Source organism: Streptomyces sp. TOM-9 (genome assembly GCF_056858595.1).
Genome location: NZ_JBXEQB010000001.1, coordinates 2,589,964 through 2,602,992, shown reverse-complemented (window position 1 = coordinate 2,602,992; position 13,029 = coordinate 2,589,964). Strand labels below are relative to the sequence as shown.

Genomic DNA, 13,029 nt, shown 5'->3' with positions numbered 1-13,029 from the left:
GCGATGGAAGCGCTGCGCGATGCCCGGGTGGTGGTCACCGGTGCCGGAGGCGGGATCGGGGCGGCGCTGGCCCGGAGGTTCGCGGCGCAGGGCGCGCGCGTCGTCGTCAACGACCTGAACGAGGGCGCCGCCAAGACCGTCGCGGACGAGATCGGCGGCATCTGCGTCCCCGGCGACGCCTCGGCGGTCGTCGAGCCGGCCCGCGCGGCGCTCGGCGGGGGCATCGACGTGTTCTGCGCCAACGCCGGCATCGGCGCCATGGCCGGGGCCGAGGCCGACGACGCCGTCTGGGAACGGGTCTGGGACGTCAACGTCATGGCGCACGTGCGCGCCGCCCGCGCGCTGCTCCCGGAATGGCTGGAGCGCGGCGAGGGCCGCTTCATCGCCACCGTCTCCGCCGCCGGGCTGCTGACGATGGTCGGCGACGCCCCCTACTCGGTGACCAAGCACGGTGCCCTCGCCTTCGCCGAGTGGCTCGCCGTCACCTACCGTCACCGGGGCGTGCGCGTCCACGCCGTCTGCCCGCAGGGCGTGCGCACCGACATGCTGCGCGCGGCGGGGCACACCGGCGACCTCGTGCTCGCCCCCACCGCCATCGAGCCGGAGGACGTCGCCGAGGCCGTGCTCCAGGGCATCGCCGACGAGCGCTTCCTGATCCTGCCGCACCCCGAGGCGGGCGCCTACTACACCGCCCGCGCCGGGGACACCGACCGCTGGATCGACGGCATGAACCGGGTGCAGCGGAAGCTGGAGGAGGGGCGCGACGCGTGAGCCCGTACGACGGCAAGCCCTGGCTGCGGCACTTCGCCGAGGAACTGCACACCCTCCCCGACCCGCCGGTCACCCTGCTGCACGCGTTCCGCGAGGTCGTCGCCCGCGTCCCCGGCCGCACCGCGCTCGCGTACTTCGACGGCCGGCTGACCTACCGCGCGCTCGACGAACTGTCCGACGGGCTCGCCCGGCACCTGGCCGCCCGCGGCTTCGCGCGCGGCGACCGGCTGGCGATCGTCCTGCAGAACGTGCCGCAGTTCGCCGTCGCCCTGCTCGGCGCCTGGAAGGCCGGCGGTACGGTCGTGCCCGTCAACCCCATGTACAAGGAGCGCGAACTCGCCCACGTACTGGAGGACGCCGGGGTGACCGCCCTGGTCTGCTCCGACCGTGCCTGGGACACGCACGTCCGCCGGACCGCGGCCGGTTCGCCGGTGCGGATCCCGCTGACGACCAGTGAACTCGACCTGCAGACCCGGAACGACGCGCGCGTCCTGCCGGAGCGGCGCACACCGGCGGACGACGCGGAGGACCTGCTCGCCGCCGCGCACGCGGGCACCGCGGGACCGGCGCTGCCCGACCCCGGCCTGACCGCCGGCGACATCGCGCTGATCAGCTACACCTCGGGCACCAGCGGCTTCCCCAAGGGCGCGATGAACACCCACGGCAACATCAGCTACAACGCCGACCGGCAGCGCGCGCACAGCGTCCTGCCCGACGGCGCCACGCTCTTCGCGCTCGCCCCGCTGTTCCACATCACCGGCACGGTCTGCCAGCTGGCCGCCGGCCTCATCGCGGGCTCCACCGTGGCGCTGGCCCACCGCTTCGAGCCGGGCGTCGTCCTCGACGCGCTGCGCGAGCACCGCCCGGCGTACATGGTCGGCCCCTCCACCGCCTATATGGCGCTCATGGCCCGGCCCGACGCCACCGCCGAGGACTTCTCCTCCTTCCACCTGCTCTACTCCGGCGGCGCCCCTGTGCCGCCCGCGCTGGTCGCCGCCTTCCGCGACCGCTTCGGCCACTACCTGCGCAACGGGTACGGCCTCACCGAGTGCACCGCGCCCTGCGCCAGCGTCCCGGCCGGTCTGGAGGCCCCGGTCGACCCGGTCTCCGGGACGCTCTCGGTCGGCGTCCCCGGCCCCGGCACGCTGGTGCGCATCGTCGACGACAAGGGCGCCGACGTGCCCTTCGGCGAGCACGGCGAGATCGCCGTCCGCGGGCCCATGGTCGTGCCGGGCTACTGGAACCGGCCCGAGGCCTCGCAGGAGGCCCTGCCCGGCGGCGAGCTGCGCACCGGCGACATCGGCTTCATGGACGAGGAGGGCTGGCTCTACGTCGTCGACCGGAAGAAGGACATGATCAACGCGTCCGGCTTCAAGGTGTGGCCGCGCGAGGTCGAGGACGTCCTGTACACGCACCCCGCCGTGCGCGAGGCGGCCGTGGTCGGGGTCCCCGACGCCTACCGGGGCGAGTCGGTGAAGGCCTTCGTCAGCCTCCGCCCGGGGGCCGCGGCGGACCCGGCCGAGCTGATCGGGCACTGCAGGGAGCACCTCGCGGCGTACAAGTACCCCCGCGAGATCGAGGTCCTGCCCGAGCTGCCCAAGACGTCGAGCGGCAAGATCCTCCGCAGGGAGCTGCGCGCACGGCGGGATTGAGTCACATACCGGTCGGTATGCTGTCCGGGCGCACCGGTACGGAGAGAGGGCAGGCCATGGCACGGAGCACCACCCCACCCAAGGCGACCACGACCGCGGTCCCCCAGCGGCTGCTCGCCGAGGCCACCCGCCTCTTCGCCGAGCGCGGATACGACCGGACGTCGGTGCAGGAGATCGTCGAGGCGGCCGGCGTCACCAAGGGCGCGCTCTACCACTACTTCGGCAGCAAGGACGACCTCCTGCACGAGATCTACGGGCGCGTGCTGCGGTTGCAGATGCAGCGCCTGGAGGCGATCGCCGGCAAGGAGACGGCGCCGGTGGCGGAACGCCTGGTCGAGGCCGCCGCCGACGTCGTCGTCACCAGCATCGGCAACCTCGACGACACCAAGATCTTCTTCCGGTCGATGCACCAGCTCAGCCCGGAGAAGCAGAAGGCGGTGCGGGCCGACCGCCGCCGCTACCACGAGAAGTTCCGCGCACTGGTCGAGGAGGGGCAGCGCGAGGGCGTGTTCCGGCAGGAGGTCCGGCCGGATCTCGTCGTCGACTTCTTCTTCGGCGCCGTGCACCACCTCGGCACCTGGTACCGGGAGGACGGGCCGCTCTCCGCCGACCAGGTCGCCGCCGACTTCGCAGACATGCTGCTGCACTCCGTGCGGCAGCCCTGAACCGAACCGGGAGCAGACCGCATGAAGGCATGGCGAGTGCACGAGAACGGGGAGCCGCGCGCGGCGATGCGCCTGGACGAGGTCCCCGACCCGCAGCCGGGCCCCGGTGAACTGCTCCTGAAGGTCCGCGCGGCCAACGTCAACTTCCCCGACGCGCTGCTCTGCCGCGGGCACTACCAGGTGCGGCCGCCGCTGCCGTTCACCCCGGGCGTCGAGTTCTGCGGTGAGGTCGTCGCGGCCGGCGAGGGGGTCACCGGGCACGTCGCCGGCGACCGGGTCATCGCCCCGGCGGCGCTGCCCGGCGGTGCCTTCGCCGAACTCGCCGTCGTCCCCGCCGCGAGCGTGCTGCCCGCGCCCCCCGCGCTGGACGACGCCGAGGCCGCCGCCCTCCACATCGGCTACCAGAGCGGCTGGTTCGGGCTGCACCGGCGGGCGGCGCTCCGGGCCGGCGAGACCCTGCTCGTGCACGCCGCGGCGGGCGGTGTCGGCAGCGCCGCCGTCCAGCTCGGCAAGGCGGCGGGCGCCACGGTGATCGGCGTGGTCGGCGGGCCCGAGAAGGCCAAGGCCGCCCGCGCCCTGGGCGCCGACGTCGTCGTGGACCGGACCTGCGAGGACTTCGTGGCCGTCGTCAAGGAGGCCACCGGCGGACGCGGCGCCGACGTCGTGTACGACCCGGTGGGCGGCGAGGCCTACACCCGGTCCACCAAGTGCATCGCCTTCGAGGGCCGCATCCTGGTCGTGGGCTTCACCAGCGGCACGATCCCCAGCCCCGGCCTCAACCACGCGCTGGTCAAGAACTACTCCATCGTCGGCCTGCACTGGGGCCTGTACAACGCCCACGACCCCGCCGCCGTGCGCGGCTGCCACGAGGAGCTCACCCGTCTCGCCACCGAGGGCGCGATCAAGCCCCTCGTCAGCGAGCGCGTCGCCCTGCAGGGTGCCGCCGACGCCGTCCAGCGGGTCGCCGACGGCACGACGACCGGCCGCGTGGTGGTCCTGCCCGGCTGATCGTGCACCGCACGGAGCCGGAGTGCGCCGGGCAAGCCCCGCGGTGGAGGGCCGGCAACTCCACCGCGGTGGCACCGGCGTCCGGATCCGGGTCCGCAGGCACCTCGCCCGCGGACCCGGCCCCCGCGGAGCGGGTCCTCGCCCCCCCAAGTCACATGACGCGGGTCGGCGCGCGGACGGACCGAGGTGGGGGATCGGCCCCGAGGGCGTGCCGCCCGCGCGTACGGCGGCGGACACGAGCCCGGTTGCGCGGAATCCGCACCGCGCGGGCAACCGATGCCGGGCACCGCGACGGACCACCTTGGCGACGCCCGCTGACCGGAGGCCCCCCGCCCGCGCACCGGCCGCGCATGGGGGCGGCTCACCCGGGGGGAGGAGCCCGGGGGAGCCGCCGTCCTTCGTGCCGGGTCAGGCGTTCTCGGCATACCGCCTCAGTTCACGGCGGGCCAGGGAGCGCTTGTGGACCTCGTCGGGGCCGTCGGCCAGCCGCAGGGTGCGGGCCGCCGCGTACAGCTCGGCCAGCGGGAAGTCCTGGCTGACGCCGCCCGCGCCGTGCAGCTGGATGGCGCGGTCGAGGATCAGCCCGACCTTCTCCGGGGTGGCGATCTTGATGGCCTGGATCTCGGTGTGGGCGCCCCGGTTGCCGACGGTGTCCATCAGCCAGGCGGTCTTGAGCACCAGCAGCCGCAGCTGCTCGATCTCCACCCGGGCCTCGGCGATCCACTCCTGGACGACCCCCTGCGCCGCCAGCGGCCTGCCGAAGGCGACACGCCCCGTGGCACGCCGGCACATCAGCTCCACCGCCCGCTCGGCCATGCCGATCAGCCGCATGCAGTGGTGGATGCGGCCCGGGCCCAGCCGCGCCTGGGCGATGGCGAAGCCGCCGCCCTCCTCGCCGATCAGGTTCTCCGCGGGGACGCGCACGTCGTGGAAGGCGACCTCCGCGTGGCCGCCGTGGTCGCCGTCGTCGTAGCCGAACACCCGCATGCCGCGGCGCACTTCGAGGCCGGGGGTGTCGCGCGGCACCAGGACCATGCTCTGCTGGCGGTGCCGGTCCGCGGCCGGGTCGGTCTTGCCCATGACGATGAAGATCCGGCACCGAGGGTTCATCGCGCCGGAGATGTACCACTTGCGGCCGTTGATGACGTACTCGTCGCCGACCCGCTCGATCCGCGTCTCGATGTTGGTGGCGTCGGAGGAGGCGACGTCGGGCTCGGTCATCGCGAAGGCCGAGCGGATCTCGCCCGCGAGCAGCGGCTCCAGCCAGCTCTTGCGCTGCTCCTCGCTGCCGAACTCGCTCAGCACCTCCATGTTGCCGGTGTCCGGCGCGGCGCAGTTGAGGGCCGGCGGGGCGAGGTGCGGGCTGCGGCCGGTGATCTCGGCCAGCGGCGCGTACTGGAGGTTGGTGAGCCCGGCGCCGCGCTCGCCGGGGAGGAAGAGGTTCCACAGCCCGCGCTCGCGCGCCGTGGCCTTCAGCTCCTCCACGACCGGCGGCGCCGACCACACGGCCTCGCCCTCGGCCTCCTCGCGCTGCCGGTGGAAGACCGGTTCCGCCGGGTACACGTGCTCGTCCATGAACGCGAGCAGCCGCTCGCGCAGTTCCTCGGTCCTGGCGTCGTACGCGAAATCCATGGCTCAGCCTTCCTGAAGCTTGCGCAGGCCGTTGTCGATGAAGGCCGGGACCAGGGCGCCGATCCGGTCGAAGCCGGCGCCGAGGGTCTGGCCGAGGGTGTAGCGGTAGTGGATGCCCTCGAGGATCACCGCGAGCTTGAAGTAGGCGAAGGCGGTGTACCAGGCGACCGAGGACACGTCCCGGCCGGAGCCGGCCGCGTAGCGCTCGACCAGCTCGGCGGGGGAGGGGTGGCCGGGCGCGCCACCGGTGACGGAGACCGGGGTGCCCGGGGTGGGGCGCAGCTCGCTGTACATGAGCAGCAGCCCGAGGTCGGTGAGCGGGTCGCCGAGGGTGGACATCTCCCAGTCGAGGATGGCCCGGACGGTGTCGTCGGCGCCGATCAGGACGTTGTCGAGCCGGTAGTCGCCGTGCACGACCGCCGCCGGCGCGGAGGCGGGCAGGCGCGTGCCGAGCAGCGCCGCGAGTTCGTCGATGCCCGCCAGCTCGCGGCTGCGTGAGGCGTCGAGCTGCTTGCCCCAGCGGCGCAGCTGCCGCTCCAGGAAGCCCTCGGGCCTGCCGAAGTCGTCCAGTCCCACCGCGCGCGGCTCCACGGCGTGCAGCGCCACCAGGGTGTCCACCAGCCGCAGCACGATGTCCCGGGTGCGCTCCGGCCCGAGCGCCGCGAGCTGTCCCTCGGTGCGGTAGGGCGTGCCCTCGACGAAGTCCATGACGTAGAAGGGCGCGCCGATGACCTCGGGGTCCTCGCAGAGGAGCACCGTCCCCGGGACGGGGACGGGGGTGTCGCGCAGGGCGCTGATGACCCGGTGCTCGCGGGTCATGTCGTGCGCCGTCGCCAGGACGTGGCCGAGCGGGGGGCGCCGGACGACCCAGCGGGAGACGCCGTCGGTCACCGCGTAGGTCAGGTTCGACCGGCCGCCCTCGATGAGCTCGCCGTCGAGCGCGCCCGCCACCAGCCCGGGCCGCTCGGCGTCGAGGTGCCGCCGCAGCCGCTCCAGGTCGAGTCCCGGTGGGTTCTCCGTCCCGCTCATCGTTGCTCCTCGCCACTGCCAAAGCTGTCCCAGCTATCATGCCGACCAGTCGGTATGTCGTCCAGTCCGCCGCCCCGTCCGCCTCGAAAACCAGGTGCCCACGGTTCCCGGCGCTGCGAGACTGACGCCATGATCCCGCCCGCCGCCCTCGACTCGCTGTACGGACTGGCCCATGGCGACGCCTTCGGCGACCGCTGGTTCTTCGTCCCGCGCGAGGAGCGGGAGGGCGGCATCGTGCGGCGGATCACCCCCGAGGACGTTCCCTGGTACTGGACCGACGACACCGCCCAGGCCCTGGCGCTGTTCGGGCACCTCGAGGCGCACGGCGGAACCGTCGGGCAGGACGCCCTCGCGGCCGGTCTCGCCGCGGCGTACGCCGCCGACCCGTACCGCAAGTACGGCCCCTCCATGCACGACGTCCTGCGCCGCATCGGCGCCGGGGAGCCCTGGGCGGACGTCGTGGGCGGGCAGTTCGGCGGGCAGGGCTCGTACGGCAACGGAGCCGCGATGCGGGTCGCCCCGCTGGGCGCGTGGCTCGCCGCCGACCTGGAGGGTGCCGCCCGCGCCGCCGCCGCGCAGGCGGCCGTGTCCCACCACCACCCCGAGGCCGCCGCCGGAGCCGTCGCCGTGGCGCTCGCCGCCGCGCTCGCGGCCCGCAGCCGCGGCGGCCCGGCCCCGCAGGACCTGCTGACGGCGGTGGCCGAGCGGCTCCCCGAGAGCGACGTGCGCTCCGGTCTGCGCACCGCGGGCCGCTTCCCGGAGGGCACCTCGGTGCGGCACGCGGCCGAGGTCCTGGGCTCCGGTTACGGGGTCTCGGCGCCGGACACCGTCCCCTTCGCGCTGTGGTGCGCAGCACGGTACCTGGACGACCTGGAGGGCGGCCTGTGGCACACCGTCGCCGGGCTCGGCGACATGGACACCACCTGTGCCATCGCCGGCGGGGTCATCGCCGCCCGCACGGGTGTCGCCTCGCTGCCGCCCGCCTGGCGTGCGGCGTTGGAGCCGCTGCCGGACTGGGTCCCGGCGTCGTCCGGCGGACCGGCGTAGCGCCGCCGACCTGCGCGTTCTTGACGGGCATCCGGACGCCGCCTAGGGTCGCGTTCTGGTGGACGTATGAGATTCACATATGTGAACGTGATGAACGCGAGGGGTGGCGTGCAGTGGCACAGCACAGGGATCTGACGATCACCGGGGTACGTCTCACCCCCGTCCTCATCTCCGACCCGCCGCTGCTCAACACCCAAGGCGTGCACCAGCCCTACACCCCGCGCCTGATCGTCGAGGTGACCACCGCGGGCGGCGTGAGCGGCGTCGGGGAGACCTACGGCGACACCCGCTACCTCGAACCCGCCCGGCAACTGGCGGATGCCCTGCCGGGCTGCCGCGTCGACGACCTCAACAACCTGCCGTCGCTCGCGGCGCTGGTGTGCGCGCCCCCCGAGGGGATCTCCGACGCGGTGGACGCCGGCGGGCTGCGCGGTGTCCAGACCGCCGACAAACTGCTGCTCTCGGTGGTCTCCGCCTTCGAGGTGGCCTGCCTGGACGCCCTCGGCAAGGTGCTGGGGCTGCCGGTGCACGCCCTGCTCGGCGGGAAGGTCCGCGACACCGTCGACTACAGCGCCTACCTCTTCTACCGCTGGGCCGGACACCCCGGCGGCCAGGGCGAGAAGGACGACTGGGACGCCGCGCTGGACCCGGCCGGGGTGGTGGCGCAGGCCCGCAGGCTGGTGCGCGAGCACGGCTTCACCTCGTTCAAGCTGAAGGGCGGGGTGTTCGCGCCGGAGGAGGAGATCGCCGCCGTACGGGCCCTGGCGGAGGCGTTCCCCGAGCAGCCGCTGCGGCTGGACCCCAACGGCGCCTGGTCGGTGGAGACCTCGCTGCACGTGGCGCGGGAGCTCGGCGACGTCCTGGAGTACCTGGAGGACCCGGCCACGGGCACCGCCCTGATGGCCGAGGTGTCCGCAGGCACCGACGTGCCGCTCGCCACCAACATGTGCGTGACGACCTTCCCCGAGATCGCCGAGGCCTTCGCCAAGGACGCGGTCCAGATCGTGCTCTCCGACCACCACTACTGGGGCGGGCTGCGCAACACCCGCGAACTGGCCGCCATCTGCCGCACCTTCGGGGTCGGCCTGTCGATGCACTCCAACACCCACCTGGGCATCAGCCTGGCCGCCATGACCCACGTCGCCGCCACCGTGCCCGGGCTGCACCACGCCTGCGACTCGCACTACCCCTGGCAGACCGAGGACGTCATCACCCGCCGCCACGAGTTCCGCGGCGGCCGGCTGCCCGTCTCCGACGCCCCCGGCCTCGGGGTGGAAGTGGACCGTACGGCCCTGGACGCCCTGCACCGGCGCTGGCTGGACGACGACGGCACCTTCCACGAGCGCGACGACGCCGCCGCCATGCGCAAGGCCGAGCCCGGCTGGGTCGCCCGCCGCTGGTGACCGGGGCGGGCCTCAGGCCAGGCACTCCGGGATCCGGCCGCCGTTCAGCACGGCCATGTCGGTGATCACGGGCATCAGGTCCAGCGGCGAGCCGAGCGGCAGGCCGTCCAGCTCCGCGTACGCGCGGTGCAGGTTGGCGACCAGCCGCTCCGGCTCGCGCAGCGTCGCGAACTCGCCGAGGTCGGCCGCCCGCGCGACCTCCATCGGCGTCCGTCCCGCCTTGTGGCCCTCGGCCGCCAGCTCGCCCACGAAGCGCAGGTAGCCCTCGACGGTGGCGTAGACCGAGGGGTCGCAGATGCCGCCGTGCCCCGGCACCACGACCTCGGCGTCGAGCGAGCGCAGCACCTCCAGGGCACGCAGCGAGCCCTCCAGCGAGCCCATGGGGACGAACGGCGCGCCGCCGTTGAAGACCAGGTCGCCGGTGAAGACGACCTTGCGCCCCGGGAGCCACACGATCGTGTCGCCGAGGGTGTGGGCCACCCCGGGGTGCAGGAGCTGGACCTCCTCCTCGCCGACGTGGAGGGTCAGCCGGTCCTCGTAGGTGACCGTCGCCGGGAGCACCGGCACCTCGCCGTACTCCACGTCCGGCCAGATCGCGTGGAGCTGGTGCCCGGCCGCGACCTGCTCGGTGACGCACGCGGAGTGCCCGACGATCCGGGCCCCCTCCGCGAACACGGCGTTGCCGTAGGTGTGGTCACCGTGGTGGTGGGTGTTGACCACGTGCGCGGGCATCGGCGCGCCGGAGGCGAGGAGGGCCTCGCGCAGCAGCAGGGCCCGGCGCTCGGTGGCGGCGGTGTCGACCAGCAGCGTCGTGTGCCCGTCGGTCACCCAGCCCGCGTTGTTGAGGCACCAGCCCCCGTCCGGCTGGACGTAGGCGTGGACCCCGGGAGCGACCTCCACGGTGAACGGGTGCTCGGTGTGCAGCTGTGACATTTTGACGCCCTTCCCTGGTCAGACGCATGGAACGTATCAGGGAAGGGCGTCCGGACGGCGACGCGGGGGCGTCGCCTACAAGACGAGCGAGAGCAGCAGGACGAAGACGATGCCGACGACGGAGATCACGGTCTCCATGGCGGACCAGGACTTCAGGGTCTGCGGGACGTTCATCCCGAAGTACTCCTTCACCAGCCAGAAGCCCGCGTCGTTGACGTGCGAGAAGAACAGCGAGCCGGCGCCGACGGCGAGCACCAGCAGCGCGGCGTGCGTCGAGGTCATGCCTTCGGCCAGCGGCGCGACCAGACCCGCGGCGGAAATGGTGGCCACGGTGGCGGAGCCGGTGGCGACCCGGATCAGGACGGCGATCAGCCAGGCCAGCAGCAGCGGCGAGATGTTCCAGCCGTCCGACCAGTTCAGGATCATGTTGCCGATGCCGGCGTCGATGAGGGTCTGCTTGAAGCCGCCGCCCGCACCGACGATCAGCAGGATGCCGGCGATCGGGCCGAGCGACTTCTCCACCGTCGTGGAGATCCGCTCCTTGGTGAAGCCGGCCGCCCGGCCCAGGGTGAACATGCCCAGGACCACGGCGGACAGCAGGGCGATCAGCGGCGAGCCGATGACGTCGAAGACCCGGAAGACCAGGCTGCCCTGGTTGTCGACGAGGACGTCCACCAGCGCCTTGCCGAGCATCAGCACCACCGGCAGCAGCATCGTGGCGACGGTGGCGGCGAAGCCCGGACGCTTGTCCAGGTCGTCCGAGGCCCGGGTGGGGGTGAGGTGCTCGGGCGGGGTGACCTTCACCCAGCGGTCGGCGAACCGCCCGAAGAGCGGCCCGGCTATCGCGACGGTGGGCAGCGCGACGAGCACGCCGAGCGCGAGGGTGGTGCCGAGGTCGGCGTGGATGGAGTCGATCGCGGCGAGCGGGCCGGGGTGCGGCGGCACCAGTCCGTGCATCACGGACAGACCCGCCAGTGCCGGGACGCCGATCCGGATCAGGGAGTGGTTGCCGCGCCGGGCCACCAGCAGCACGACCGGGATCAGCAGCACGATGCCGACCTCGAAGAAGAGCGGCAGCCCGATCAGGCCGGCGATCAGCGCCATCGCCCACGGCAGCCGCCGTTCGCCGGTCCTGGCGAGGATCGTGTCGACGATCTGGTCGGCGCCGCCGGAGTCGGCGAGCAGCTTGCCGAGGATCGCGCCGAGCGCGATGAGGACGCCCACGCCGGCGACGGTCGTGCCGAGGCCGGTGGTGAAGCTGGTGATGGTCTTGGCGAGGGGGGCGCCCGCGACGGCACCGAGGACACCGGTGCCGATGGTGAGGGCGAGGAAGGCGTGCATCTTCCAGCGGGTGATCAGCAGGACGATCACCGCGATGCCGGCGAGCGCGGCGAGGGCGAGCTGGGTGTCGCCCGCGCTGGTGATCGGCTCCGTCGCCGCCGGCGCCGCGGCCAGCAACTCGGCGCTGAGTGCAGACACGTTCTACTCCGTGGGGGGAGAGGGGGTGGGGGAAGGGAAGAACGGGTGGTCGGGAGGGGGTTCAGCGGGGGAGGGCCGCCAGGGCGCGCTCGGTGATCTGCTGGGGGCCGCCGTCGACGGGGACGACGGCACCGGCCTCACCGGGCTCCAGCGGTTCGAGCGTCGCGAACTGGGAGTGCAGCAGGCCCGCGGGCATGAAGTGCTCCATCCGCGCCGCCAGGCGCGCCGAGATCAGCTCCTCGGACCCGTCGAGGTGGAGGAAGAACAGCCCGGGGGTGTCCCGACGCAGCCGGTCGCGGTAGCGGCGCCGCAGCGCCGAGCAGCTGACCACGCCGCCGCGGTCGCCGCGCTCGACGATCCACGCCGCGATGGCGTCCAGCCAGGGCGCCCGGTCCTCGTCGTCCAGCGGGTGCCCGGCCGACATCTTGGCGATGTTGGCGGGCGGGTGGAAGTCGTCCGCCTCGGCGTAGGGGACGTCCAGCCGCTCGGCGAGCAGCCCCCCGACGGTGGACTTGCCGGAACCGGACACGCCCATCACCACCACCAGGGGGCGGTGCGGGCCTTCCGGGCCTGCCTCGGTCATCACAGGTACCTCCTCGTCCGCATGACCGCCCCAGGAAACGCCATAGGTACTACTTATTCAAGTGTCTGAGATGAAATCGTCATATGAAGGAATCCCCGCATAGGCTGTCGCCCATGGATCGGCACGGAGAGCACGGCGGCCTGCACGCCCGTGTGCTGGCGGAACTCGGCCCCGCCATCGCCTCGGGCGCGTACCCGCCCGGCACCGTGCTGCGCATCGACGAGCTGGAGCGGCAGTACGGCGTCTCCCGCACCGTCGTCCGCGAGGCCGTACGCGTCCTGGAGGCCATGCACCTCGTCGAGTCGCGGCGCCGGGTCGGCATCACGGTGCGCCGCACCGAGGAGTGGAACGTCTTCGACCCGGCCGTCATCCGCTGGCGCCTCGCCGGTGCGGACCGGCCCCGGCAGTTGCGCTCGCTGACCATGCTGCGCACCGCCGTGGAGCCGGTCGCCGCCGCTCTGGCGGCGGCCGCCGCGAGCCCAGAGCAGTGCCGCGAACTGACCGTTCTCGCCGCAGAGATGGCCGCGGCCGGACGGGCCGCCGACCTCGGCGAGTACCTGGTGCACGACGTGGCCTTCCACCGCGTGATGCTCACCGCGTCCGGCAACGAGATGTTCGCCCGCCTCGGCGACGTCGTCGCGGAGGTGCTCACCGGGCGTACCGAGCACCACGTCATGTTCAGCGCCCCCGACCCCGAGGCGGTCACCCTCCACGTCCGCGTGGCCGAGGCCGTCCGCGCCCGCGACGCGCGGTCCGCGGAGCGCCTGATGCGCGAGATCTGTGTCGGCGCGCTGCGCGAACTGGACGTCCTGGCCCCCTGACCGCGC

Annotated in this window: 12 protein-coding genes; 7 read left to right on the top strand and 5 right to left on the bottom strand. The window is 73.5% G+C overall.

The features are described from left to right. Positions 1-3 precede the first annotated feature (3 nt). The 4 genes from AC1VWI_RS12240 to AC1VWI_RS12225 are packed head-to-tail and all read left to right on the top strand — an operon-like array spanning position 4 to position 4,096. The gene (locus AC1VWI_RS12240; RefSeq protein WP_499511007.1) at positions 4-771 is read left to right on the top strand and encodes an SDR family oxidoreductase; all 768 of its coding nucleotides are present in this window, start codon (positions 4-6) and stop codon (positions 769-771) included. Then, a complete protein-coding gene (locus AC1VWI_RS12235) occupies positions 768-2,423 on the top strand; it encodes a long-chain-fatty-acid--CoA ligase (protein WP_499511006.1) in 1,656 nt (551 codons plus the stop codon). Before AC1VWI_RS12240 ends, AC1VWI_RS12235 begins: the two co-directional genes overlap by 4 nt. Positions 2,424-2,479: 56 nt before the next feature. Next, positions 2,480-3,088, top strand: coding sequence for a TetR/AcrR family transcriptional regulator (locus AC1VWI_RS12230; protein WP_499511005.1), 609 nt, complete (start codon positions 2,480-2,482; stop codon positions 3,086-3,088). Between the two features lie 21 nt (positions 3,089-3,109). Continuing rightward, entirely contained in the window at positions 3,110-4,096 is a 987-nt protein-coding gene (locus tag AC1VWI_RS12225; RefSeq protein ID WP_499511004.1) for an NADPH:quinone oxidoreductase family protein, read from the top strand. Between the two features lie 408 nt (positions 4,097-4,504). Here the strand turns inward: AC1VWI_RS12225 and AC1VWI_RS12220 are convergent, their stop codons facing one another. Both AC1VWI_RS12220 and AC1VWI_RS12215 read right to left on the bottom strand, forming a co-directional pair. Continuing rightward, on the bottom strand, positions 4,505-5,728 hold the full coding sequence (locus AC1VWI_RS12220) for an acyl-CoA dehydrogenase family protein (RefSeq protein WP_499511003.1): 1,224 nt from the start codon (positions 5,726-5,728) through the stop codon (positions 4,505-4,507). Between the two features lie 3 nt (positions 5,729-5,731). Then, positions 5,732-6,757 (bottom strand): phosphotransferase family protein, encoded by a 1,026-nt coding sequence (locus tag AC1VWI_RS12215; protein WP_499511002.1) that lies wholly within the window; start codon positions 6,755-6,757, stop codon positions 5,732-5,734. A gap of 129 nt (positions 6,758-6,886) precedes the next feature. Here AC1VWI_RS12215 and AC1VWI_RS12210 point away from each other — a divergent pair, with 129 nt between their 5' ends. After that, entirely contained in the window at positions 6,887-7,804 is a 918-nt protein-coding gene (locus AC1VWI_RS12210) for an ADP-ribosylglycohydrolase family protein (RefSeq protein ID WP_499511001.1), read from the top strand. 113 nt (positions 7,805-7,917) lie between these two features. Next, positions 7,918-9,207: a glucarate dehydratase family protein gene (locus tag AC1VWI_RS12205; RefSeq protein ID WP_499511000.1), complete on the top strand. Its 1,290-nt coding sequence runs from the start codon at positions 7,918-7,920 to the stop codon at positions 9,205-9,207. 12 nt (positions 9,208-9,219) lie between these two features. On the opposite strand, the gene AC1VWI_RS12200 is transcribed toward AC1VWI_RS12205, so the two are convergent. The 3 genes from AC1VWI_RS12200 to AC1VWI_RS12190 form a co-directional block, all read right to left on the bottom strand. Then, positions 9,220-10,140: an MBL fold metallo-hydrolase gene (locus tag AC1VWI_RS12200; RefSeq protein ID WP_499510999.1), complete on the bottom strand. Its 921-nt coding sequence runs from the start codon at positions 10,138-10,140 to the stop codon at positions 9,220-9,222. A 75-nt stretch (positions 10,141-10,215) separates the two neighbouring features. Then, a complete protein-coding gene (locus AC1VWI_RS12195) occupies positions 10,216-11,619 on the bottom strand; it encodes a GntP family permease (RefSeq protein WP_499510998.1) in 1,404 nt (467 codons plus the stop codon). Positions 11,620-11,680: 61 nt separating this feature from the next. Then, positions 11,681-12,202 (bottom strand): gluconokinase, encoded by a 522-nt coding sequence (locus tag AC1VWI_RS12190; RefSeq protein ID WP_499510997.1) that lies wholly within the window; start codon positions 12,200-12,202, stop codon positions 11,681-11,683. A 113-nt stretch (positions 12,203-12,315) separates the two neighbouring features. Between AC1VWI_RS12190 and AC1VWI_RS12185 the strand changes: the two genes are divergently transcribed. Next, the gene (locus AC1VWI_RS12185) at positions 12,316-13,023 is read left to right on the top strand and encodes a FadR/GntR family transcriptional regulator (protein WP_499510996.1); all 708 of its coding nucleotides are present in this window, start codon (positions 12,316-12,318) and stop codon (positions 13,021-13,023) included. The last annotated feature ends 6 nt before the right edge of the window (positions 13,024-13,029 follow it).

Bases quoted from the DNA above. Each gene is read 5' to 3' on its own strand.
- AC1VWI_RS12220 (WP_499511003.1), bottom strand. From the start codon at position 5,728: ATGGATTTCGCGTACGACGCCAGGACCGAGGAACTGCGCGAGCGGCTG.
- AC1VWI_RS12185 (WP_499510996.1), top strand. From the start codon at position 12,316: ATGGATCGGCACGGAGAGCACGGCGGCCTGCACGCCCGTGTGCTGGCG.
- AC1VWI_RS12240 (WP_499511007.1), top strand. From the start codon at position 4: ATGGAAGCGCTGCGCGATGCCCGGGTGGTGGTCACCGGTGCCGGAGGC.
- AC1VWI_RS12215 (WP_499511002.1), bottom strand. From the start codon at position 6,757: ATGAGCGGGACGGAGAACCCACCGGGACTCGACCTGGAGCGGCTGCGG.
- AC1VWI_RS12210 (WP_499511001.1), top strand. From the start codon at position 6,887: ATGATCCCGCCCGCCGCCCTCGACTCGCTGTACGGACTGGCCCATGGC.
- AC1VWI_RS12230 (WP_499511005.1), top strand. From the start codon at position 2,480: ATGGCACGGAGCACCACCCCACCCAAGGCGACCACGACCGCGGTCCCC.
- AC1VWI_RS12225 (WP_499511004.1), top strand. From the start codon at position 3,110: ATGAAGGCATGGCGAGTGCACGAGAACGGGGAGCCGCGCGCGGCGATG.
- AC1VWI_RS12190 (WP_499510997.1), bottom strand. From the start codon at position 12,202: ATGACCGAGGCAGGCCCGGAAGGCCCGCACCGCCCCCTGGTGGTGGTG.
- AC1VWI_RS12200 (WP_499510999.1), bottom strand. From the start codon at position 10,140: ATGTCACAGCTGCACACCGAGCACCCGTTCACCGTGGAGGTCGCTCCC.